The organism is Rubrivivax albus (genome assembly GCF_004016515.1).
GTDB classification, from domain to species: Bacteria; Pseudomonadota; Gammaproteobacteria; order Burkholderiales; family Burkholderiaceae_C; genus Rubrivivax; species Rubrivivax albus.
On sequence record NZ_SACT01000003.1, the window covers coordinates 192,532 to 214,980 of the forward strand.

24 protein-coding genes are annotated in these 22,449 nt (G+C 72.3%); 15 read left to right on the forward strand and 9 right to left on the reverse strand.

The features are described 5' to 3' along the window. Nucleotides 1-59: 59 nt before the first annotated feature. The 6 genes from ENE75_RS11550 to ENE75_RS11575 are packed head-to-tail and all read right to left on the reverse strand — an operon-like array spanning nucleotide 60 to nucleotide 4,637. On the reverse strand, nucleotides 60-947 hold the full coding sequence (locus ENE75_RS11550; protein ID WP_128198455.1) for a D-amino acid aminotransferase: 888 nt from the start codon (nucleotides 945-947) through the stop codon (nucleotides 60-62). Between the two features lie 25 nt (nucleotides 948-972). Then, nucleotides 973-2,130 (reverse strand): D-alanyl-D-alanine carboxypeptidase family protein, encoded by a 1,158-nt coding sequence (locus ENE75_RS11555; protein WP_128198456.1) that lies wholly within the window; start codon nucleotides 2,128-2,130, stop codon nucleotides 973-975. Next, nucleotides 2,130-2,765, reverse strand: coding sequence for an alpha/beta hydrolase (locus ENE75_RS11560; protein WP_128198457.1), 636 nt, complete (start codon nucleotides 2,763-2,765; stop codon nucleotides 2,130-2,132). The genes ENE75_RS11555 and ENE75_RS11560 overlap by 1 nt, the downstream gene beginning before the upstream one ends. After that, complete coding sequence (locus tag ENE75_RS11565; RefSeq protein ID WP_128198458.1) at nucleotides 2,762-3,088, reverse strand: (2Fe-2S) ferredoxin domain-containing protein; 327 nt, start codon at nucleotides 3,086-3,088, stop codon at nucleotides 2,762-2,764. The genes ENE75_RS11560 and ENE75_RS11565 overlap by 4 nt, the downstream gene beginning before the upstream one ends. Further along, on the reverse strand, nucleotides 3,085-4,215 hold the full coding sequence (locus ENE75_RS11570; RefSeq protein WP_128198459.1) for a VanZ family protein: 1,131 nt from the start codon (nucleotides 4,213-4,215) through the stop codon (nucleotides 3,085-3,087). The genes ENE75_RS11565 and ENE75_RS11570 overlap by 4 nt, the downstream gene beginning before the upstream one ends. Next, nucleotides 4,215-4,637 (reverse strand): CopD family protein, encoded by a 423-nt coding sequence (locus ENE75_RS11575; protein WP_128198460.1) that lies wholly within the window; start codon nucleotides 4,635-4,637, stop codon nucleotides 4,215-4,217. Before ENE75_RS11575 ends, ENE75_RS11570 begins: the two co-directional genes overlap by 1 nt. A gap of 271 nt (nucleotides 4,638-4,908) precedes the next feature. Here ENE75_RS11575 and hemB point away from each other — a divergent pair, with 271 nt between their 5' ends. Both hemB and ENE75_RS11585 read left to right on the forward strand, forming a co-directional pair. Next, nucleotides 4,909-5,916 (forward strand): porphobilinogen synthase, encoded by a 1,008-nt coding sequence (gene hemB, locus ENE75_RS11580; RefSeq protein WP_128198461.1) that lies wholly within the window; start codon nucleotides 4,909-4,911, stop codon nucleotides 5,914-5,916. 16 nt (nucleotides 5,917-5,932) lie between these two features. After that, entirely contained in the window at nucleotides 5,933-7,018 is a 1,086-nt protein-coding gene (locus ENE75_RS11585) for a magnesium transporter CorA family protein (RefSeq protein WP_128198462.1), read from the forward strand. Here the strand turns inward: ENE75_RS11585 and kefC are convergent. Continuing rightward, nucleotides 6,932-8,848, reverse strand: coding sequence for a glutathione-regulated potassium-efflux system protein KefC (gene kefC / locus ENE75_RS11590; RefSeq protein ID WP_375138489.1), 1,917 nt, complete (start codon nucleotides 8,846-8,848; stop codon nucleotides 6,932-6,934). The two genes, ENE75_RS11585 and kefC, sit on opposite strands and share 87 nt — an antisense overlap. Next, entirely contained in the window at nucleotides 8,845-9,417 is a 573-nt protein-coding gene (gene kefF / locus ENE75_RS11595; protein WP_128198464.1) for a glutathione-regulated potassium-efflux system oxidoreductase KefF, read from the reverse strand. The genes kefC and kefF overlap by 4 nt, the downstream gene beginning before the upstream one ends. A gap of 83 nt (nucleotides 9,418-9,500) precedes the next feature. Here kefF and ENE75_RS11600 point away from each other — a divergent pair, with 83 nt between their 5' ends. Genes ENE75_RS11600 through ENE75_RS11620 form a run of 5 tightly spaced genes read left to right on the forward strand, consistent with a single transcriptional unit; the run spans nucleotide 9,501 to nucleotide 15,155 of the window. Next, nucleotides 9,501-10,115, forward strand: coding sequence for a nucleotide-binding protein (locus tag ENE75_RS11600; protein WP_128198465.1), 615 nt, complete (start codon nucleotides 9,501-9,503; stop codon nucleotides 10,113-10,115). Between the two features lie 26 nt (nucleotides 10,116-10,141). Continuing rightward, the gene (locus tag ENE75_RS11605) at nucleotides 10,142-10,615 is read left to right on the forward strand and encodes a MaoC family dehydratase (protein ID WP_128198466.1); all 474 of its coding nucleotides are present in this window, start codon (nucleotides 10,142-10,144) and stop codon (nucleotides 10,613-10,615) included. A gap of 57 nt (nucleotides 10,616-10,672) precedes the next feature. After that, nucleotides 10,673-11,413, forward strand: coding sequence for a response regulator (locus ENE75_RS11610; protein WP_128198467.1), 741 nt, complete (start codon nucleotides 10,673-10,675; stop codon nucleotides 11,411-11,413). Then, nucleotides 11,410-13,245, forward strand: coding sequence for an ATP-binding protein (locus ENE75_RS11615; protein WP_233259034.1), 1,836 nt, complete (start codon nucleotides 11,410-11,412; stop codon nucleotides 13,243-13,245). The genes ENE75_RS11610 and ENE75_RS11615 overlap by 4 nt, the downstream gene beginning before the upstream one ends. Nucleotides 13,246-13,289: 44 nt before the next feature. Beyond that, nucleotides 13,290-15,155, forward strand: coding sequence for a GGDEF domain-containing protein (locus ENE75_RS11620; RefSeq protein ID WP_128198468.1), 1,866 nt, complete (start codon nucleotides 13,290-13,292; stop codon nucleotides 15,153-15,155). Nucleotides 15,156-15,168: 13 nt separating this feature from the next. Here ENE75_RS11620 and ENE75_RS11625 read toward each other — a convergent pair whose 3' ends face one another. Beyond that, complete coding sequence (locus ENE75_RS11625) at nucleotides 15,169-15,813, reverse strand: glutathione S-transferase family protein (RefSeq protein WP_375138484.1); 645 nt, start codon at nucleotides 15,811-15,813, stop codon at nucleotides 15,169-15,171. Between the two features lie 39 nt (nucleotides 15,814-15,852). On the opposite strand from ENE75_RS11625, the gene ENE75_RS11630 reads away from it, so the two are divergent. Genes ENE75_RS11630 through ENE75_RS11665 form a run of 8 tightly spaced genes read left to right on the forward strand, consistent with a single transcriptional unit; the run spans nucleotide 15,853 to nucleotide 22,390 of the window. Next, nucleotides 15,853-16,317 (forward strand): OsmC family protein, encoded by a 465-nt coding sequence (locus tag ENE75_RS11630; RefSeq protein WP_128198470.1) that lies wholly within the window; start codon nucleotides 15,853-15,855, stop codon nucleotides 16,315-16,317. Continuing rightward, complete coding sequence (locus tag ENE75_RS11635; protein WP_233259035.1) at nucleotides 16,314-16,814, forward strand: GNAT family N-acetyltransferase; 501 nt, start codon at nucleotides 16,314-16,316, stop codon at nucleotides 16,812-16,814. The genes ENE75_RS11630 and ENE75_RS11635 overlap by 4 nt, the downstream gene beginning before the upstream one ends. A 56-nt stretch (nucleotides 16,815-16,870) precedes the next feature. Further along, nucleotides 16,871-18,052: an FAD-binding domain-containing protein gene (locus ENE75_RS11640; protein ID WP_128198471.1), complete on the forward strand. Its 1,182-nt coding sequence runs from the start codon at nucleotides 16,871-16,873 to the stop codon at nucleotides 18,050-18,052. After that, nucleotides 18,049-18,498: a thiol-disulfide oxidoreductase DCC family protein gene (locus tag ENE75_RS11645; protein WP_128198472.1), complete on the forward strand. Its 450-nt coding sequence runs from the start codon at nucleotides 18,049-18,051 to the stop codon at nucleotides 18,496-18,498. Before ENE75_RS11640 ends, ENE75_RS11645 begins: the two co-directional genes overlap by 4 nt. Then, nucleotides 18,480-19,211: an SDR family NAD(P)-dependent oxidoreductase gene (locus ENE75_RS11650; RefSeq protein ID WP_128198473.1), complete on the forward strand. Its 732-nt coding sequence runs from the start codon at nucleotides 18,480-18,482 to the stop codon at nucleotides 19,209-19,211. The genes ENE75_RS11645 and ENE75_RS11650 overlap by 19 nt, the downstream gene beginning before the upstream one ends. A gap of 19 nt (nucleotides 19,212-19,230) precedes the next feature. Next, complete coding sequence (locus ENE75_RS11655; protein WP_128198474.1) at nucleotides 19,231-20,670, forward strand: cryptochrome/deoxyribodipyrimidine photo-lyase family protein; 1,440 nt, start codon at nucleotides 19,231-19,233, stop codon at nucleotides 20,668-20,670. Next, nucleotides 20,670-20,837, forward strand: coding sequence for a DUF2256 domain-containing protein (locus ENE75_RS11660; protein WP_128198475.1), 168 nt, complete (start codon nucleotides 20,670-20,672; stop codon nucleotides 20,835-20,837). Before ENE75_RS11655 ends, ENE75_RS11660 begins: the two co-directional genes overlap by 1 nt. Next, the gene (locus ENE75_RS11665; protein WP_128198476.1) at nucleotides 20,834-22,390 is read left to right on the forward strand and encodes a cryptochrome/photolyase family protein; all 1,557 of its coding nucleotides are present in this window, start codon (nucleotides 20,834-20,836) and stop codon (nucleotides 22,388-22,390) included. Before ENE75_RS11660 ends, ENE75_RS11665 begins: the two co-directional genes overlap by 4 nt. The last annotated feature ends 59 nt before the right edge of the window (nucleotides 22,391-22,449 follow it).

The window sequence follows — 22,449 nt, forward strand, 5'->3', positions numbered from 1 at the left end:
CTCTTGGACGCTGCAGCAGCTTCAGATGGGCATGCCGCCGGATTTCGCAAGCCCCGGGGTCAGATGCTCTGGTCGACCTTCGCCCGCTGGTAGGCCTCGTGCAGCCGCGCATACACCGGCCCGGGCTTGCCACGCAGCGCGCCATGCCCCACCGGCTCGCCGTCGATCTCGGTCACCGGCAGGATCTCCTTGGTGGCCGAGCTCAGCAGCACCTCGTCGGCGGCGCGCACGTCGGCTTCCGAGATGGGGCGCAGGTTGTAGGCGATGCCCACGTCCTCGCACAGCTCGCGCAGCAGCTCGACGCGGATGCCCTCGAGCACGTGCTCGCTCTTCGGCGGGCCGAGCAGCGCCCCTTCGTGCACGATCCACACGTTGCTGGACGCGGCCTCGGTGAGCCAGCCGTCGCGGAACATGATGGTCTCCATCACGCCCTGGTCGGCCGAGATCTGCCGCGCCAGCACGTTGCCCAGCAGCGAGGTGCTCTTGATGTCGCCGCGCTCCCAGCGGAAGTCGCGTGCCGTGACGCAGGCCACGCCGTGGTGGCGCATCTCGGCGGTGGGCGGCTTCATCGGGCTGGCCATCATGAAGACCGTCGGCGCGATGCCCTGCGGCATGACGTGGTCGCGCAGCGCCACGCCGCGCGTGACCTGCACGTAGACCAGCTGGTCCTCGGCCCCGGTCTTCTCGTGCAGGGCCGCCACCAGGCGGCGGCACAGCGCCAGCCAGTCCTCGCGCCCGTGCGGGTTGGCGATGCGGATCTTCTGCAGCCCGCGCTCCAGGCGCGCCATGTGCTCGTCGAAGCGGAACAGGCGCCGGCCGTAGACCGGTGCCACGTCGTAGACGCCGTCGCCGAAGATGAAGCCGCGGTCGAGCACGCTGATCTTCGCTTCGTTCAGCGGCAGGAACTCGCCGTTCAGGTGGCAGAGCGTGTCGGGCAGGGCATGCATGGCGGCGTCCTTTGCGGGCAGCTTACTACTGGATCCACAGCCGCAGGGCATCCCAGGCGCGGCCCAGCAGACCGGCCAGCGGCACCGGCATCATCACCTGCAGCGGCACGCGCCGGATCTCGTCGCCAGCGGCGGTGACGATGCGGATCTGGCCCACCTCCTGGCCCTGGGTCAGCGGCGCCACCAGCGGGTCGGTGCGGTCGATCATCGTCTTCAGGCCGGCACCTTCGCCGCGCGGCACCGTCACCACCAGCGGCCCGGGCGCGCCCAGGCCCACGGTGTCGGCACTGCCCTTCCACACCGGCACCGTGGCCAGGGGCTGGCCAGCCGGGAACAGGCGCACGGAGTCCCAGGCCGCCCAACCCCAGTTCAGCAGCTTCTGGCTCTCGTTGGCGCGCGCCTCGCGAGACGCCGTGCCCAGCACTACCGACAGCAGGCGCCGCTCGCCACCGGGCAACTCGCGCCGCGCACTGGCCACCAGGCAGTAGCCGGCGGCCTCGGTGTAGCCGGTCTTCATGCCGTCCACCGCCGGGTCGCGGCCGAGCAGCATGTTGCGGTTGTCCTGGCGGATCTTGTTGAAGGTGTACTCGCGGATCGCGTAGTAGCGGTAGAAGTCCGGGTGGTCGGTGACGATGCGGCTGGCGATCACGGCCATGTCGCGGGCGCTGCTGTAGTGCCCGGGCTCGGTCAGGCCGGTGGGGTTCTTGAACTGGGTGTTCTTCAGCCCCCAGGCCTGGGCCTGACGGTTCATCATCTGCGCGAAGCCTTCGACGCTGCCGCCCACGGCCTCGGCCAGCACCACCGAGGCGTCGTTGCCGCTCTGCACGATCATGCCGCGCAGCAGCTCGTCCACCTTGGGTGTCATGCGCGGGTCGACGAACATCATCGAGCCGCCGTTCTTGCGCTCGCTCCAGGCGCGCTCGGACACCGGCAGTTCCTGCTCCAGCGTCAGCCGCTTGTCCTTGATGGCCTGGAACACCAGGTAGGCGGTCATCAGCTTGGTCAGCGACGCCGGCTCGGCCTGCGCGTCGGCGTCGCGCTCGGCCAGGGTCTGGCCGCTGGTCACGTCGACCAGGATGTACTGCCGGGCCGCGACCTCGGGCGGTTGCGGCAGTTCGGCGGCCGCGCGCAGCGGCAGGGCAAGGCTGGCGACGGCCAGCACGGCGGACAGGAACAGTTTCATCAGGATCCGGAAGAAGGGGGAAGCCGGTGCCAGGCACCGGTGATCAGTTGCTTGAGCAGGCCGAGCTGGCCATGGAAGAAGTGCCCGACACCCGGCACGACGGTCACTGGCAGCACCTGCGGCCGCGCCCAGTCGAGCACGGCGGCCAGCGGCACCACGTCGTCGGCCTCGCCGTGGATGACGAGCGTGTCCTGCGACACCGGCGGCGGGGCAAAGTTCACCACCGCCGGGCCGATGAGTGCCAGGCGTTCCGGCGTCATGTCGCCGGTCAGCCGGGCGGCGGCGTGCGCGGCCATCGCGGCGCCGAACGAAAAGCCACCGAGGGCCAAGGGCAGTGCAGGGTCGCGCTTCGCGGCCACCACGGCCAGCACGTCGTCGACCTCGCCGCGGCCCTCGTCCCAGGCCCCTTCGGACCCGGCCGTGCCGCGGAAGTTGAAGCGAACCGTGCGGTAGCCCAGCGCCAGAAAGGCGCGCGCCAGCGTCTGCACCACCTTGTTGTCCATGGTGCCGCCGTGCAGCGGGTGCGGGTGGCACAGCACGGCCACGCCCACCGGCGCGTTGGCCGGGCTGTCGATGGCCGCCTGCAGCAGGCCGGCCGGACCGGGGATCTGCAGACGTTCGGTCTGGGCGTTCACCGGCCCACGTCCGGCGGCAGCACCAGCCGCTCGACGACCTGGCCGTCCTTCAGGTGCGAGTCGATGATCTCGTCGAGGTCGCTGTTGTCCACGTAGGTGTACCAGGTGCCCTCGGGGTAGACCACCGCCACCGGCCCGCCGGCACAGCGGTCAAGGCAGCCGGCCTTGTTCACCCGCACCTGACCCGGACCCGCCAGGCCCAGCGCCTTCACCCGCCGCTTGCAGTGGTCGAAGGCTGCCGTCGCCCCATGCTGCTCGCAGGCGGCCTCACCGCCGTCGCGCTGGTTCAGGCAGAAGAAGATGTGGCGCTGGTAGTAGCTCATCGGCGAATTGTAGGAGCCGCCCCCAGCCGCGCCAGCAGCCAAAGACCGGCAGCGAACGGCCAGCCCCAGCCGATCCACTGCGACAGGCCATGGAAGCGGATGAAACGCCCCTGCTCCCAGCGCTGCAGGTTCTGCGCGAAATACGGGTCGGCCGGCAGCTGCGCCACCAGCAGCACGCCGGCGGTCACCGCCACCAGGCCCAGCCCCGCGACCAGCCGCCGCGGCACCGGCGCCAGCAGCAGGGCCAGCAGCAGGCCGGCGAGGCCGCCCGGCAGCGCGGCCGGCGTCACCCAGGCCAACCCGTGCTGCGGCCCGAAGTTCAGCGCCGTGGACAAGGCGAGCACGGCCACCGCCATCGCGCTGGCGCCGAGCGCGAGGCCGACGCGGCGCCAGCCGGGCGGTACCACGGCATAGGCCAGCAGGCATGGCGCCAGCAGGCCCAGGGCCGTGATCGTGGCCTGCATCGGCAGCGTGGGCGCCACGGCCGGCGTGGCCGCGGCGAGCAGCGCGGCATGCCAGTCGACGGCCCAGGGCACGCCGGCGAGCGCATCGGCCAGCAGCGGCAGCAGGCGCGGCCCGACCTGGCCCAGCCCCAACGGAACCGCGGACGGGAACAGCAGCGCCAGCGGCCACAGCAGCAGCAGCAACAGGGCGCCGGCCGACCCGGCATCGAACCACTGCGCCATGCTGCCCACGCCGCGCGCTGCCCAGCGGCTGCGCGCCAGCGGCACCGCCAGCAGCGCACCGGTGGCGGCGCCCCCGCTGTTGAGCACCCAGTCCAGCAGCGACGGATGGCGCGACGGCAGGAACTGCTGCGCCAGTTCGAGCGCGAACGAGAGCCCAGCGCCCAACGCCGTCGACGCCAGCACCGCCGCCACCAGGCTGCGACCTGGTCGCCAGAGTGCCAGCACGACCAGCAGCCCCAGCGGCAGGTAGCCGAGGTAGTTGGACCAGAGGTCGAACGAGATGCGCGCGCGCGGCCACGGCAGCGCCAGCAGGTCCGCCAGGCTGCGGCCGGCCGGCCAGGCCCACCCGTCGAACGGGAACAGGCTGGCGTAGGCGATCAGCGCCGTCAGCACCGCGGCGGCCAGGGCGGCGGGCAGGCGCAGCGTGGCGCCCGCGGCCATCAGAAGGGCTTGACCACGACGAGCACCACTATGGCGATGAACAGCAGCACCGAGACCTCGTTGAACACGCGGTACCAGCGGTGGCTGCGCCGGTTCTCCAGGTGCTCGAACTGACGCAGCAGGCGGCGGCACATGTGGTGGTAGCCGAGCACGCCCACCACCCCCAGCAGCTTGGCGTGCATCCAGCCGCCGCCGATGCCGAAGCCCAGCCACAGCCACAGGCCCAGCGCCACCGCCGGCACCATCAGCAGGCTGGCGAATCGGTAGAGCTTGCGCCCCATCAGCAGCAGCCGTTCGCGCTCGGCGTGGCTGTCCGGAGGCACCATGGCCAGGTTGACGAAGATCCGCGGCAGGTAGAACAGGCCGGCGAACCAACTGGCGACGAAGACGATGTGAAAGGCCTTGACCCAGAGGTAGAGCATGGGCTCATTATGGGTCGCGCCTGCCGGGCGCCCTGGCCCCCGACAACGCCGGAGCACGCATCGCCGGAACGAAAAAAAGCCCCGGCTGAAAGCCGGGGCCCGCAAGCCTTATCGCTGTCATACGGTAAGGCACCTGCTCAGGGAGGAAAAGCAGGGGACGACAGCCTTGCGGCTATCATCCACCGAGCACTTTACCAGAGCGCGTCCGGGGCCCGCCAGCGGATTTGCATGCCCGCCGCGCCACCGTTGCACCCCGCTGCAGGAGCGCGCCGTGAGCCTCACCCCCCCGCCCTTCCCCGCCGCGCGCCCGCGCCGGCTGCGCCGCGATGCGTTCACGCGCGCCCTGGTGCGTGAGCACCGCCTGGCGCCCGAGGACCTGATCCTGCCGGTGTTCCTGCTCGATGGCGAAGGCCGGGAGCAGGACGTGGCCAGCATGCCCGGCGTGAAGCGGCGCAGCGTGGACGGTCTGTTCGGCGTGGCCGAGCGCTGCTGCGAACTCGGCGTGCCGGTGATGGCACTGTTCCCGGTCATCGACCCGGCACTGAAGACGCCCGACGGCCGCGAGGCCACCAACCCCGAGGGCCTGGTGCCCACGGCCGTGCGGGCGCTGAAGGCGCGCTTCCCGCAGCTGGGCCTGCTGACCGACGTGGCGCTGGATCCGTTCACCAGCCACGGTCAGGACGGCCTGCTGGACGACACCGGCTACATCCTCAACGACGAGACGGTGGAAGTGCTGACCCAGCAGGCGCTGGTGCAGGCCGAGGCCGGGGTGGACATCGTCGCGCCCAGCGACATGATGGACGGCCGCATCGGCGCCATCCGTGACGCGCTGGAAGGCGCCGGCCGCATCCACACCCGCATCATGGCCTACAGCGCCAAGTACGCCAGCGCCTTCTACGGCCCCTTCCGCGACGCGGTGGGCAGCGCCGGCAACCTGGGCAAGGCCGACAAGAAGGTCTACCAGATGGACCCCGGCAACAGCGACGAGGCGCTGCGCGAGGTGGCGCTGGACATCGCCGAAGGTGCCGACATGGTGATGGTCAAGCCCGGCATGCCGTACCTGGACATCGTGCGTCGCGTGAAGGACGAGTTCCGCGTGCCGACCTTCGCCTACCAGGTCAGCGGCGAGTACGCGATGCTCAAGGCTGCCGCCGCCAACGGCTGGCTGGACCACGACGCGGTGATGATGGAGTCGCTGCTGGCCTTCCGCCGGGCGGGCGCCGACGGCGTGCTGACCTACTTCGCGCTCGACGCGGCCGAGCAGCTGCGCCGGCGTTGACGCGCACCCGGGGCCGATGCGCATCTTCCACGTCGCTGCCGACCGCTTCGTCGAGCTGCCGGCGATGCCGGAGGCGCTGCCTGCCCATGGCTTCGTCTGGATCGGCAGCGCCCGCCGCGAGTTCGAGGTCGGCCTCGGCGACGTGCAGGCGGCACTGCAGCGCTGGACCGGTGGCCAGCTGCTGGACCTGCATGCATCGGACCTGCTGAACACGCAGTTGCCCAGCCACTTCGACTACACCAGCTGGTACGACCTGCTGGTGTTCCGCCGCCTGGCCGCCGGTGCCGGCCAGCGGGCCTTCGATGTCGAACGCGGCACGCTGGCCGCCGCACGCCAGGCGCTTGCGGCCGTGGACACCAGCCCGGTGGGTTTTGCCGTCTTCGACCGCGTGCTCGTCACCGTGCACCCCACCGACTGTGCCGTGCGCGACCATTTCGCGCAGCGGCTGGTGGCCATGGCGGGCAGCGAAGGCCGCGCCGGTACACGGCTGCCAGCCAGCCCGCCGGACCTGATGCTGCGCATGGTCAACCACATGGTCGACAGCTACCTCGACCTGCGGCGCCTGCTCACGCGCGCGCTGGGCACGCTGCAGCAGGAGCTGCTGGACCCCAAGAGCCGCTTCCGCGACTGGAACGTGCTGCTGGAGTCGCGCAACGCGCTGGCGCTGCTGGAGGACACCTGCGAGGACCAGCGCAGCGCGATGCAGGAGTGGATCGACGCGCTGGACGAATGGCCCGACGAGGCCGACCCGCAGCTGCAGCGCGAGCGCGAGATCCTGCGCGTGCGCTCGCGCGACGTGCTCGAGCACGTGGCCCGCGTGCTGTCGCACGTGCGCCGGCTGGGTGAATCGGCCGAGACGGCGGTGCAGATGCACTTCTCGGCGCTCGGCCACCGCACCAACGACATCATGCGCACGCTGACCGTGCTCACCGCCATCTTCCTGCCGCTGAACCTGATCACCGGCTTCTTCGGCATGAACTTCGACGACCTGCCGCTGATCCACTCGGCCGACGGTCTATGGTTCGCGCTGGTCGTGATGATCGCGGTCGGGGTCGGGCTGGTTGCGCTGTTCTGGCGCAAGCGCTATCTCGGGTCGGACTGACCAGGCCGCCCGCGCGTCTCGAACGCGGCCCGCGTCATCCACACGTTCCTGCGCCCACATGTCCTCCAGCTGACGCCGGCCCTCCTTGGCGATGGCGATCAGCCGCGCCTCGTCGCCGAAGTGCGGCGCCATGCGGCGCATCAGTTCGACGTTGTGGTCGCGGAAGCGCATCGCCGACTGGCGTGCCGCGTGGCGCTCCCAGCCCATCAACTCGAGCACGCTGCGCGCGCTGGCCAGCGCCGACTCGAAGGTCTCGCGCTCCACCAGCGTCACGCCCAGCGCGTCCAGCCGTCGCCAGTGCGCCACGTTGCGCGCGCGGGCCACCACCTGCAGCTGCGGGAAGTGCTCGCGCACCAGGGTGGCCACGGCCACGCTCTGCTCGACATCGTCGATCGCGAGCACGAACACCCGCGCCTCGGCGGCGCCGGCCATGCGCAGCAGGTCCAGCCGCGCGGCGTCGCCATAGAACGCCAGCCAGCCGAAGCGGCGCACCGTCTCCACCTGCTCCGGGTCGTGGTCCAGCACGGTGGCCGCCAGCCCGTTGGCCGCCAGCAGCCGGCCGACGATCTGCCCGTAGCGGCCGAAACCGGCGATGATCACCGGCGCCTGCTGCGGCGTCTCCACGGTGGGCGGCAGGTCGGTACGGCGCGTGGCCACGCGAGGCGCCCACCAGCGGTCGGCGGCGGCCAGCAGCAGCGGCGTGGCCAGCATCGACAGCGCGATCGCCGCCACCACCAGCGCCGCCGGCGTGGCGCCGATCACGCCACCCTGCGTCGCCGCCTGCAGCACCACGAAGCCGAACTCGCCGCCCTGGGCCAGCAACAGCGTGAACACCGGGCGCTCGCCCGGCGGCACCGGCATCCAGCGCGCCATCGCCAGCACCACCACCGCCTTCAACGCCACGAAGCCGGCCACCAGCGCGGCCACCAGGCCCGGCCGGTCGAGCACCACGCCGAAGTCGATGCCCATGCCCACGGCGATGAAGAACAGGCCCAGCAGCAGGCCCTTGAAGGGTTCGAGGTCGGTCTCCAGCGCACGCCGGTACTCGCTTTCGGCCAGCAGCACGCCGGCCAGGAAGGCTCCCAGCGCCATCGACAGCCCGGCCGCCTGCATGCCCCAGGCGGTGCCCACCACCAGCAGCAGCGACGCCGCGGTGAAGATCTCCGGCGTGCGGCTGCGCGCGATCCAGCGCAGCGCCGGGCGCAGCAGCAGACGGCCGCCGAGCACGATGGCCAGCACCACCGCCAGCGCGCGCACGCCGTCGCCCCAGCCGGCACCGCCGTCTGCCGATGTGCCGGCCGCTGCACCCACGGCCAGCAGCGGCAGCAGGGCCAGCACCGGGATCGACGCCACGTCCTGGAACAGCGACACCGACAGCACGCTGCGCCCGGCCATCGACCCCGCCAGGTTGCGTTCGGCCAGCACGCCCAGGCCGATGGCGGTGGAGCTCATCGCCAGCGCGAAGGCGCCCACCGCCGCCAGCCGCCAGTCCAGCCCGAACGCCAGGCCCACGGCAGCCATCACGGCGGTCGAGCCGATCAGCTGCACGCTGCCCCAGCCGAAGATCGGCCCGCGCAGCGCCCACAGCCGTTTCGGCTCCAGCTCCAGCCCGACCAGGAACAGCATCAGCACGACGCCGAACTCGGCGAACTGAAGGATGGCCTGCGGGTCGGTCACCAGGCCCAGGCCCCAGGGCCCGATGGCGATGCCGGCGGCCAGGTAGCCGATGATGGACCCCAGCCCCAGCGCCTTGGCCAGCGGCACCGCCAGCACCGCGGCGCCCAGGTAGATCAGGCTGGTCTGCAGCCAGGTGCTGGTGTCCACGGTCAGTCGCCCCGCGGGTCGCCGGACAGACGGTCCAGCCCGACAGCAAACCGGTCCTCGAAGGCCTGCAGCGCCGCCTCGTCGGCCCGGTGCGCGCCGTGCAGCACCAGCGGGTCGCACCAACGCAGGCCGGTCAGGGCGGCGGAGCGCTCGTACGGCGGCAGGAAGTCGGCAAACGGCCGGCCATGGATGCCGGTGGCGCCGTAGTTGTCGGCCGTGCCGCCGGTGGACACCACCAGCCACAGGGCCTTGCCGCGGAGTGCTTCGCCGCCCGGGCCGTAGGCCCAGCCGTAGGCAAACACCTCGTCCAGCCACAGCTTGAGCAGCGGCGGCATCCCGTACCACTGCACCGGGTGCAGCCAGACGATCAGCTCGGCATCGGCCAGCGCAGCCTGTTCGGCCGCACGGTCGATCCAGTAGTCGGGGTAGAGCGCGTACAGGTCGCGCACGTCGACGTGCGCACCGGCCCGCGCCGCCCGCCGCATCAGGCGGGCGGTGACGCGCGACTGCGCCATCTGCGGGTGGGCGGCAATGACGACGGTGCTTGCGACGGTGCGCGCGGCGGTGCGGGCCATGGTGGTGCCGCTACCATAACCGCAGCGCCGTCGGCCTGTACGGGTCGTACGGGCCGTCCCCGAGATCCCACACCGGAGGAGCCATGCCCGTCATCGTGATCGCCAACCCCAAGGGCGGCGTCGGCAAGAGCACACTGGCCACCAACGTCGCCGGCAGCCTGGCCCACCGGGGCCACGCGGTGATGCTCGGCGACGTCGACCGCCAGCAGTCGGCGCGCCAGTGGCTGGCGCTGCGCCCGGCCACGCTGCCGGCCATCCAGGGCTGGGACGTGGCCCACGACGCGGTCGTGCGCCCGCCCAAGGGCACGACCCACGTGGTGCTGGACACCCCCGCCGGCCTGCACGGCAAGCGGCTGGAGGCGGTGCTGAAGATCGCCGACCGTGTGCTGATCCCGCTGCAGCCCAGCCTGTTCGACATCCAGGCCACGCATGCCTTCGTGCAGCAGCTGCAGACGCATCGGCGCGCCCCGGAGATCACGATGGGCCTGGTAGCCATGCGCGTGCGCGACCACACGCGCGCCTTCGAGCAGCTGCAGCACTACCTGACCACGGTGCCGCTGCCGGTGGTGGCGGCGCTGCGCGACACGCAGAACTACGTGCAGCTGGCCGCCCGCGGCCTGACGCTGTGGGACGTGGCCCCCAGCCGCGTCGAGCGCGACCTGACCCAGTGGCAGCCGCTGCAGGCCTGGCTGAACTGAACCCGCCCCCGGAGAACCCCGATCCCATGACCCGTTACCCGCACCTGAGCGACCTGCAGGCCCTGGTCGGCCAGCCCATCGGCACCAGCGACTGGCTCACCGTCGACCAGGCGCGCATCGACGCGTTCGCCGACGCCACCGGCGACCACCAGTTCATCCACGTCGACCCGGTGGCCGCCGCCGCCAGCCCCTTCGGCGGCACCGTGGCGCACGGCTTCCTGACACTGTCGCTGCTACCCTGGTTCGGCGAGCATGCCTTCGCTTTCGACGACGTGGTCATGGGCGTCAACTACGGACTGGACCGCGTGCGCTTCCCGTCCCCGGTGCGTGCCGGCAGCCGGCTGCGCGGCCACTTCGTGCTCCAGGCCTACCAGCCGCTTGAGGGCGGCGCGCAGCTGACGGTGGAGGTCACCATCGAGATCGAAGGCCAGGCCAAGCCGGCCTGCGTGGCCATATCGGTGACGCGGCGCTTCACGGCACCTGCCCCCCAAAAGGGGTAGCCGGGCCGCCGCGAGCCCGGTCTAGCATCGGCGGTTCACCACCGGGGGAGGCTGCGCATGAAGGTACTGCTCGTCGACGACCACCCGCTGATCCTGGCGGCGCTGCAGCAGGTCATCCAGGGGTTCGGTGACGACGTCACCGTCATCGGCGTCGAGACGGCCGAGGCCGCCCGCCAGACGCTGCGCGACGACGACGGCGTGGACCTGGTGCTGCTGGACCTGGCCCTGGGCGAGGTCGACGGTTTCGAGGTGCTGGCCGAACTGCGCGCCACCTGGCCGGCGGTGCCGGTGGTCGTGGTCTCGGCCTCGGAGCGCGCCAGCGACGTGATCCGCGCACTGGACCTCGGCGCCATGGGCTTCGTACCGAAGACGAGCTCCAACGACAACCTCATCAAGGCGCTGCACGCGGTGATGAACGGCGGCCTGTTCGTGCCGCCGCACATGCTGGGCCTGACCACGGCACAAGCACAGGCCCAGCCGCACGAGCCAGACACCGTGCCGCAGGTCATGCGCATGCTGGCCGAGCATGCCAAGCCCGAGCCGCACCAGGCGAAGTCGGTCTCACTGGACTCCATCGGCCTCACGCCGCGCCAGACCGAGGTGCTGGCGCTGCTGCTGCAGGGCCTGCCGAACAAGCTCATCGCCCGCCAGCTCAACGTCTCGGTGGAGACCGTCAAGGACCACGTGGCCGCTGTGCTGCGCGCGCTGAACGTGAGCACGCGCACGCAGGCGGTGTTGGCCGTCAGCCAGATGACGCAGGGCGCGGGCATTCCCGGCGTGCGCCCCGGCGGCCGGTGAGCGCGCCCGACGGTGCCGCCACGGCCGCCGGCGGGCCGGCCGACGCGGTGGACGGCGAGGAGCACCACCAGCTCGACCACGTCCGCGCGCTGTTCACGCAGACACCGGCCACACTGACCGGCAACGCCGTCGGTCTGGGTCTGGTTCTGCTGCTGTTCGCCGGCAGTGCCGACCCGGTGCGGCTGGCGGTCTGGGCCACGCTGGTGGGCGTGCTGCTGGTGCTGCGCCTGCTGCACTACATCCGCTACCGCCGCAACCCGCGCGCCGACGACACCACGATGCGCCGCTGGCGCGTGAGCTGGAAGGCCCTGGTGCTGCTGCAGGGCGCGATGTGGGGCGTGGCCGCCTGGCTCTTCTGGGGCCTGGGCACCCCCTACGACCGGCTGGCGCTGCTGCTCATCGTCTACAGCTACTGCCTGGGTTCGGTGCAGCTGCTGTCCACGCAGTGGCGCGTGTTCCTGGCCTTCATCTCGCTGGTGCTGGTGCCCACCATCCTGCGCGTGGCCACCGACACCAGCCAGCCCGGGCACTGGCAGCTGGCGGGCATCCTGACGTTGCTGTTCGGCATCACGGTGCTGATGGCGCGCACCGCGGGCAGCGCCCTGGGCCAGGCCATCCGGCTGAAGTCGCGCACCGACGCGCTGGCGCTGCAGCTGCGCATCGAGAAGGCCGAAGCCGACGCCGCGCGCCGTGCCGCCGAGGCCGCCAGCCGGGCCAAGACCCAGTTCTTCGCCGCCGCCAGCCACGACCTGCGGCAGCCGCTGCACGCCATGGGCCTGTTCGCCGAGGCGCTGCGCCAGCGCATCCGCGATCCCGAGGTGGCCTCGCTGGTCAACAGCATCAACGAGAGCGTGGACGCGCTGGAGGGGCTGTTCGGCGAGTTGCTGGACATCACGCGCATCGACACCGGCGGCGTCGAGGTCAACCCGGCCCCGGTGCGCCTGAAGGAGCTGTTCGCGCGCCTGCGCCTGCACTTCGAGCCGGTGGCTTTCGAGAAGGGTCTGGCGCTGAGCTTCCGCGGCGAGCAGCACGTGGTGCAGGCCGATCCGGTGCTGCTCGAGCGCATCCTGCGCAACCTGGTCAGCAATGCCATCCGCTACACCGACGACGGCGGCGTGCTGGTCAGCTGCCGCAGCGTGCAGGGCCGACTGCGCGTGCAGGTCTGGGACAGCGGCATCGGCATCCCCGAGGCCCACCTCTCGCGTGTGTTCGAGGAATTCTTCCAGGTCCAGGGCAACCGCCCGCTGCAGGCGCACCAGCGCAAGGGGCTGGGCCTGGGCCTGGCCATCGTCAAGCGCCTGGCCGACCTGATGGGCACGGCCATCGGCGTTCGCTCGCGCATGGGCCATGGCACGGTGTTCACGCTCGACCTGCCACCGGGCAAGGCCCCGCGCCCGCTGGAGGCGGCCGCCGGCGGTGCCCGGACGCCCATCGGGCTCACGCTGGAAGGGCGGCACCTGGTGGTCGTCGAAGACGAGGCCACGGTGCGCGAAGGCCTGGTGGTGCTGCTGCAGGCCTGGGGAGCCACCGTCTCGGCCTTCGAGACAGTCGAGGCCGTGCAAGACTGGCTGGGCGCGCCCGACGGCGCCGGCGCGCCACCGGACCTGCTGCTGGTGGATTACCGTCTGCCTCACGGCGCCACCGGCCTGGACGCCCTGGCCGCCGTGCGTGCACACTGGCCACAGCGGCGGCTGCCGGCGATCGTGATCACCGGCAGCAGTCTGGGCGGGCACGAGGACGAGGCGGTGACGCACGACTTCCACCTGCTGATCAAGCCTGTGCTGCCGAACAAACTTCGCGCCATGATCGCCTTCAAGCTCGGCGTGCGCTAGGTGCCCCTTCAGTGTCGCCCGCAGCGGCCGATACGTCGCTCACGATGAACACTGTCCTGCGCGGATGCCTGGGGTTGCTGCTCGCAGGCATGCTGGCCGCGACCGCAACCGCTGCGCCCGATCGCGCACCTTGGCCTGCCGTGCTGGCCGAAACGCTGGAGGCGTCGATCGACGACCCGATGGCCGCGCTCGAGCCCGAGCGCCGCCGCGCCGTGCTCGCCCAGGGTGAAGAGCGCTTCTGGCGCTGGCTGGCCGTGGCACGGCTGGAATCCGCGCTGGAGATGGACGAGGCCACGGCGCACAGCCTGCAGCGCGCTGCCGACGCCCTGGCAGCCGCGCCGGGGGCCCCGCCGGAGGCCGCTGCCTGGCTGAAGGCCGCCCAGCTGCGCCTGGCCGGTCTCGGTGCCGACGGGCCGGCACAGATCAAGCCGCTGACGGCGCTGCGGGAAAGCCTTCCGGCCGGCCCATCCGTGCTGCGCTGCGAACTGCTCGACATCGAAACCTGGACCCTCCATGCCATCGACAGCCTCGACGAGGCCTGGCGGGCGGCCGAAGCGCTGGCCGACTGCAGCGAGCGCACCGGCTGGGCCTTCTTCGGCGCCCAGGCAGCGCTGACCCAGGGCCAGATCGTGGCGGTGGACCGCGGTCGGCCAGACGCACGCGACCGGGCGCTGGCGCACTTCGCGCGCGCGGACGCGGCGGTGGCCCCTGGTCGGGGTCGCTACCTGCGCAGTCTCGTGACCTATGCCGCCGGCATCGCGCTGGCGGACCTGCGCCTGCCGGCCGACGCCCTGCCCTTCCTGCAGCAGGCGCTGGCCATCAGCCGCGACCTCGGCGACCGTGCCGGCATCGCGGCAGCCCTGATCCAGATGGCGGCCCTCGACGTCGAGGGCCAGGCGCCCGCGGACGCCCTGAGACCCTTGGCCGAGGCCGAGGCCCTGCTGTCGGATCTGGGCGACGGCACACGCATCGTCAACGTCCACGCGCTGCGGCTGCGCGCCATGGCGGCGCTGCGGCACGCCGACCTGCCGCGTGCCCTCTCCCGTGCCGTGGCCCTGGACCTCGGGGGCGAGTTGCCACAGTCACGGCGGAACATGGCGCTGGCCCTCGCCGAGGCCTACGCCAGCCTGGGCCAGCACGCCCAGGCCTACGCGCAGATGCAGCGGGCACGCGCACTGGACGAGGAGGCCCGGCAACTGGGCCGCGACACCCAGGTCCTGCTTCTGCAGGCGCGCTACGACACGGCGCGACGCGACGCGGAGATCGCGTCGCTCAAGCACCGGGAAGAAGCGGCACAGCTCACCGTGCAGGCGCAGTCCGCCACACAGCGCGCGCTGTGGGGTGGCCTTTCGGTGCTGAGCCTGGTGCTGGTCGGCGTCGCCATGCTCGGCTGGCGCGCCTGGCGGAGCCGGCGCGAACTGACGGACCTTGCACTGCGGGATGAACTCACCAGCCTGCCCAACCGGCGCGCCATCGAGGCCTATGCGCGGGCCCAGCTGTCGCAGTCGCAACGGCTCGGGCTGCCCTTCACGATCGCGCTGCTGGACCTGGACCACTTCAAGCAGGTCAACGACCGCTTCGGCCACCCGGCCGGAGACGCGCTGCTGCAGGCCCTGGCGAGGGTGGTGCCGCAGGTGTTGCGCGCGCCCGACCGTCTGGGCCGCTGGGGCGGCGAGGAGTTCATGCTGGTACTGCCGGGCACCCGCGCCGACGAACTGGGCGGTGTGTTCGCGCGCCTGCTCGCGGCATTTGCGGTGGTCGATACACCCGGCCTGTCGTCGCCGCACGGCGTGACCTTCTCGATGGGCGGAGTCGAGGCCGGGCCGCATGATGGCTTCGACGCGCTGCTGTCGCTGGCTGACGAGCGCCTCTACGCGGCCAAGGACGCTGGCCGCGCCACCTGGCGCTGAGGCGCTGCCCCGCTCAGACGAATGGCGGCTGCAGCCCTTCGGCCGCCAGTGTGGCCCGCACCGCTGGCCGCTCCAGCATGCGCGCCAGCCACGGGCCCACGTGCGGCAGCGTGCGCGCCGGGCGCTGCATGCCGCGCGTCCAGCGGCAAAGCATGAAGGCATACGGGTCCAGCGCGCCGAACTGCGCGCCGCTCATCCAGGGCTGCACGGCCAAGCGCTGGTCGATCTGGTCCACCATCGCCGCGATGCGGGCCTCGGCCTGCGCCTTGACCTCGGCCGCGCCGGCCGCGTTGCCAGGTGCCACCATCCGTTCGCTGTAGAAGTAGTGCGGCATCATGGCCTGCAGGCTGCCGGACAGCCACACCAGCCATTTGTAGAACTCGGCCCGCTCGGGCGTGCGGACCGGTGGGGCCAGACCGGCCTCGGGGTGCGTGTCCACCAGATGCAGCACGATGGCCGCCGTCTCGTACAGCACCAGTTCGCCGTCCTGCAGCACCGGGATCAGGCCGTTGGGGTTGAGCTTCAGGTACGCCGGCGACTTGTGCGCGTTCTGCGCGCGATCGACCAGTTGCAGGGTGAACGGCACGCCCAGCTCGCGCAGCAGCAGGTGCGGCGTCATGCTGGCGTTGCTGGGGTAGTAGTGCAGGGTCAGGGCCACGGTCACAATCTCCGCTGTCGAAGCGAGGCACGATACGCGATGAGCCGATATGCCGCCCAGGTCCGCTGGTCGCGCGGCGACCAGCCCTTCACCGACCGCCGCTGCAGCCGCGTGCACCGGCTGTGTTTCGATGGCGGCGTGGAACTGCCGGGCTCGGCCTCGCCCTCGGTGGTGCCGGTACCCTATGCCGACCCGGCCGCGGTCGACCCCGAGGAGCTGTTCGTCGCGTCTCTGTCGAGCTGCCACATGCTGTGGTTCCTGGACCTGGCCTGCCGCGCCGGCTGGTGCGTGGACGACTACGCCGACGACGCGGAAGGCACGCTGGCGGCCGACACCGACGGCCGTCTGGCGATGACCACCGTCGTGCTGCGCCCGGCCGTGCGCTTCGTGGGCGACCGCCAGCCCGACCCGGCCGAGGTCGAGCGCCTGCACCACGCGGCACACGCCGCCTGCTTCATCGCCAACTCGGTGCGCACCGACGTGCAAGTGGCGCCGCGCCCATGATCCCGGAACTGTTCACGCCCCGCCTGCGCCTGCGCGCATTCAGTCCGGGGGACCTGGACAGCTGGGCTGCCATCGTCGGCGACCCCGAGGTCATGCGCTTCATCGGCAGTGGCGGCCCGGTGGACCGGGACGTGGCCTGGCGGCAGATGGCCTTCCACCTTGGCGAATGGGCGCTGCGCGGGCGCGGCTGCTGGGCCGTCGAGCGCCGGGCCGACGGCGCGCTCATCGGCCGGGCCGGCTTCCTGCAGCCCGAGGGCTGGCCGGGCGAGGAAGTGGCGTGGCTGTTCGCCCGCCCGGCCTGGGGCCAGGGCTACGCGACCGAGGCCGTGCGCGCCGCCATCGCCCACGGGCGGCGCTGGCTGGGGGCCGGGTCGCTGATCAGCCTGATCCGGCCGGACAACGCACCGTCGATCCGGCTGGCCGAACGTGTGGGCGCCCACTTCGAACGGGAAATCGACTTTCTGGGGTCAGCTGCGCGACAGTACCGGCATCCCTGAGCCCACAAGTCCAAGCGACGGCAAAAGATTGAACGACATGGTTCAATACGTGAACCATGCAGTATGGCTTTGCACACGAGCCGACCCTGGCCGCCGCCCACCAACGCCTGGCCAGGGTGCAGCCGGCGGCCTACGCCCGCACGCGCAACCACCTGGGCGGCGCCGTCACGGGCCTGTCACCCTACATCACCCATGGCCTGCTGAGCCTGCGTGACGTCCTGCAGGCCGTGTTGACCCGCGGGCCGCTGCCGGTGCAGCATCGGCTGGTGGCCGAGCTGGGGTGGCGCGAGTGGTTCCAACACGCCTGGGCCCACCACGGTGACGGCATCCTCGAGGCGTGGCACCCCGGTCCGCTGCCCGAAGCGGCCTATGCCCGCGAGATGCCGCCCGACATCGCCGCCGGCCAAACCGGCGTGCCGGTGATCGACCGGGCCGTGGCCAACCTCCGTGCCACGGGCCACCTGCACAACCACGCGCGGCTGTGGCTGGCCAGCTACCTGGTGCACGGCCGCAAGGTCCACTGGTGCACCGGGGCCGACTGGCTGCTGGGCCGCCTGCTCGACGGCGACCTGGCCAGCAACCACCTGAGCTGGCAGTGGGTGGCCGGCACCGCCGGCGCCAAGCCCTACCTGTTCAACGCCGAGAACGTGGCCCGCTTCGCGCCAGCGGACTGGCACAGCCAGGGCACGCCGCTGGACACCTCGTACGCGGCGCTGGATGCCCATGCACGCACACCGCAGGCCTGGCCGGCCGGCGTCGGCGAGGCTGCCGACACCATGCCGCCCGTGCAGGCCGATCCGCCGGCGTGGCTGGGTGCCACCACCCCCGACCCGGCCGTGGTGGCGGACCGGGAGGTCTGGCTGGTGCACCCCTTCCACCTCGCAGACCTGCCGCCCGAATTGCCGACGGACGTGGTCGTGCTGGGCGTGCTGATCGCCGACTGGCACCGCCGCTGGCCCTGGGTGCCGGCGCGCTGGCACTTCGTCGGCCAGCGCCTGCAGGCGCTGGCGTCGCGCAGCTGGCACGGTGATGCCGACACCATCGGCCGCGCGCTCCGTGCCGCCAGCCGCGTGCGCACCATCGGCAATCCGCACCTCGACCCGTGGCTGAACCGCTGGGCCGAGGTGGCGCCGCCGCCAATGCTGTTCCCGCCGGTGGTGCGCCCCTGCAGTTCCTTCTCGCAGTGGTGGACACGCGCCACCCGTGGCCTGAAGCAGGCCGAGGCCCTCCTGGCATGACCGACCGCTGCCCGCCCACCGCCGCCAACGCCGACACGCTGACCGTGCTCTACGACGGCGCCTGCCCGCTGTGCAGCCGTGAGATTGCGCACTACCGCGCCCTGGCATCGCAGTCCGACACACCCGAAGCGCTGGCGTTCACCGACGTCAGCGCGCCCGCAGCGCCCTTGCCCCCAGGTCAGCGCCGTGACGACCTGCTGCGCCGCTTCCATGTCCAGCACGCCGACGGCCGCCTGCTCAGCGGCGCGGCTGCCTTCGTCGCGCTTTGGGCCCGCCTGCCGGGCTGGCGTTGGTTGGCCGCCGTCGCCCGCGTGCCCGGGGTCACGGCGCTGATGGAGCTCGCCTACCGCGCCTTCCTGCCGCTGCGGCCCACGCTGCAGCGATGGGCCCGGCGCGCCGCCAACGAATCCGCTTCCGGAGACCAACCATGTCCTCCTCCGTCCTGATCACCGGCGCCAGCGGCGGCATCGGCCGCGCGCTGGCCGCCCGCCTGCACGAACGCGGCTGGCGCATCGCTGCCGTCGGCCGCGATGCCGACCGCCTGGCCGCCGTGCCGGCGACCCTGCGCATCGTGGCCGACGTCACAACGCCCGACGGCGCGGCGCTGGCGCTGTCGGCCACCCGCGAGGGCCTGGGCGAGACGCCCGCGGCCCTCGCCCACTGCGTGGGCAGCACGCTGATCGCGCCGCTGGCACGCACCCGCGCCGAGGCCTGGCGCGAGCTGATGCGCGTGAATCTGGACAGCGCCTTCTTCACGCTGCAGGCCTGGGTGACGGCCCTGGGGGGCGGACCCGGTGCAGCGGTGTTCGCCAGTTCCGTCGTCGCCCGCATCGGCGTGGCCAACCACGAGGCCATCGCCGCGGCCAAGGGGGGTGTGGAGGCCCTGGTCCGCGCGGCGGCGGCCACCCATGCGGCGCAGGGCATGCGCATCAACGCCGTCGCCCCCGGCATGACGGAGACGCCGATGACCGCCGGCATGCTCAAGCTGCCGGCCATGCGCGAGGCGGCAGCGCGACAGTACCCGCTGGGCGGCGTGCAGGCGGCGTCGGACGTGGCCGACGTGATGGCCTGGCTGCTCGGCCCCGAGGCGGCACGCCTGACCGGCCAGGTGATCGCCGTCGACGGCGGCTTCACCACCATCCGGCCGCTGGTGAAGTGAGGCCGTTCTCGACGCAGCGATGAAGGCCCTGGTCTGGCTCAAGCGCGACCTGCGCCTGCACGACCACGCGCCGCTGGCGGAAGCCGCGCTGGCCGAGGGCGCGGCGGCGCTGTGGCTGCTGGAGCCGGCGTGGCGGCGCAGCCCGGAGTGCGACCCGCAGCACCTGGCCTTTGCGCTGGCCTGCGTGGCGCCGCTGCGCGATGCCCTGGCCGCGCGCGGCCTCCCGCTGTGGGTCGAAGAAGGCGACGCCGTGCCGGTGCTGCAGGCGCTGCACGCCCGGCATGGCTTCACCCACCTGTTCAGCCACGAGGAGACCGGCCCCGGCTGGAGCTACGACCGTGACCGTGCCGTGGCCGCGTGGTGCCGTGCCACGGGTGTGGCCTGGCACCAGTGGCCGCAGACCGGCGTCGTGCGGCCCCTGAAGAACCGCCGGGGCTGGGCCGGCCGCTGGCAGGCGCGCATGGAGGCGCCGCAGGTGGCGGTGCCGGCCGGCTGGCGTGGACTGGAACCGCCGCGGGCCACGCCGCTGCCGCTGGCACCCGCCAGCCGGCCGCTGCCGGCCGCCGGCGAGGCTGCGGCACGGGCGCTGCTGGACGACTTCGTTGCCGGCCGCGCGCGCGGCTACCGGCGTGCACTGTCCAGCCCGCTCACCGCGGCCGACGGCTGCAGCCGCCTGAGCCCGCACCTGGCCTTCGGCACGCTGTCGATGCGCCAGGTCCACCAGGCCACCGAGGCCGCCATCCGCAGCACGCCCGACCGCGCGCTGGCCCACGGCCTGCGCGGCTTCGCCGGCCGGCTGCGCTGGCACTGCCACTTCATGCAGAAGCTCGAGGACGAGCCGGCGGTGGAGTTCCGCAACTTCGCGCGCGCCTGCGACGGGCTGCGGGAGGACCACTTCGACCGTGAACGCTTCGAGACCTGGTGCGAGGGCCGCACCGGCTTCCCGATGGTGGACGCCTGCATGCGACAGCTGCGCGCCACCGGCTGGCTGAACTTCCGCATGCGCGCCATGCTGGTCAGCTTCGCCGCCTACCACCTGTGGCTGCACTGGCGCGAACCCGGGCTGTTCCTGGCCCGGCAGTTCCTCGACTTCGAACCCGGCATCCACTGGTCGCAGATGCAGATGCAGAGCGGTACCACCGGCATCAACACGCTGCGCATCTACTCGCCGGCCAAGCAGGCCCGGGACCACGACCCTGACGGCACCTACGTGCGCCGCTGGGTGCCGGAGCTCGGCACGCCCGCCTACCCGAAGCCCATCGTCGACGAGCGCACCGCCCTCGCTGCGGCCAGGGAACGGCTCTACGGCCTGCGCCGCACCGCCGAAGCGCGGCAGGAGGCCGACGCCATCCAGCAGCGCCACGGCTCGCGCAAGAGCGGCCTGCCGCGCGCGGGCCTGCAGCGCCGCGGAACGTCCGTGAAGGCCGGCAAGGACACTCGTCAGCAGGAGCTGTTCTGATGGCGGCGTCTCGCGAAGCCGGCTGGAAGGGCAACAAGGCCACCCTGCCCAGCAAGCCCTGCGTGGCCTGCGGCCGACCGATGAGCTGGCGCCGCGCCTGGGCGAAGAACTGGGCCGACGTGAAGTACTGTTCCGACGCCTGCCGGCGCCGCAAGGCCGCGCCATGAGACACCTGGTGATCGTGCTCGGCGACCAGCTCGACGCCGCGTCCAGCGCCTTCGACGGCTTCGACCCGGCGCGGGACGCGCTGTGGATGGCCGAGGTGGCCGAGGAGTCCACCCACGTGCGCTCCAGCCGGGTGCGCTCCGCGCTGTTCCTGGCCGCGATGCGCCACTTCGCGGCGGAGCGCCGCGCCGACGGCTGGACGGTGCATTACACGTCGCTGGACGCGGGCGTGACCACACTGTCCGATGCGCTGGCGGCCGACATCACCCGCCTGCGCCCGGCCGGCCTGGTGCTCAGCGCGCCCGGCGACTGGCGGGTGCTGCAGGCGCTGCGCGGCGCGGGGAAAGCGCACGGCCTGCCGCTGGACCTGCGCGACGACCGCCACTTCTACGCCACCGTGCGCGACTTCGCCGCCCATGCCAAGGGCCGCAAGCAGCTCCGCATGGAGTACTTCTACCGCGAGATGCGGCAGCGCCATCGCGTGCTCATGGACGGCGACCAGCCCTGCGGCGGCCAGTGGAACTTCGACGCCGACAACCGCGGCAGCTTCGGCGCCGACGGCCCACCGCCGGTGCCGCCGCGCGCGGGCTTTGCGCCCGATGCGCTCACGCGCGAGGTGCTGGTCACCGTGGCGCAGCGCTTCCCAGATCACCCGGGCGACCTGTCGGCCTTCGACTGGCCCGTCACCCGCGACCAGGCCCTGCAGGCCTTGCGGCTCTTCGTCGACGAACGGCTGCCGGACTTCGGCCGCTGGCAGGACGCCATGTGGGCCGGCGAACCCTGGCTGTGGCATGCCCACCTGTCGGCGGCGCTGAACCTGAAGCTGCTGAACCCGCGCGAGGTGGTGACCGCGGCCGAGGCCGCCTACCGCGCCGGCCGCGTGCCGCTGGCGTCGGCCGAAGGCTTCATCCGCCAGGTGCTGGGCTGGCGCGAGTACGTGCGCGGCATCTACTGGACGCAGATGCCGGGTTACCTGGACCGCAACGCGCTGGACGCCCACGCCCCGTTGCCTGCCTTCTACTGGACCGGCGACACCGACATGGCCTGCCTGCGTGACGCCATCGGCCAGACGCTGCGCCTGGGCTACGCCCACCACATCCAGCGGCTGATGGTCACGGGGCTGTATGCGCTGCTGCTCGGCGTGGACCCGAATCAGGTGCACGCCTGGTACCTGGCCGTCTACGTGGACGCGGTGGAGTGGGTGGAACTGCCCAACACGCTGGGCATGAGCCAGTACGCCGACGGCGTGAAGGCCGACGGACGGCCCGCCGGTGCCGGGCCGATGGCCAGCAAGCCCTACATCGCCACCGGCCAGTACATCGCCCGCATGTCCAACCACTGCGCCGGCTGCCGCTACCGGCCCGACCGGCGCACGGGCGACGACGCTTGCCCCTTCACCACGCTGTACTGGGACTTCCTGGCCCGCCACGAGGCCCGCTTCGCGCGCCACCCGCGCATGGCGCTGCAGGTGAAGAACCTGGCGCGGGTGCCGGCGCCAGAGCGGGCCGCCATCGCCGCCCGGGCCGACGCGCTGCGCCGCGGCTCGGGCGCCTGATCCGGCGCTTCGTCCCGTCCACCGGACCGGCTGTCGCATCGTTACAAGGGCCTGGCGCG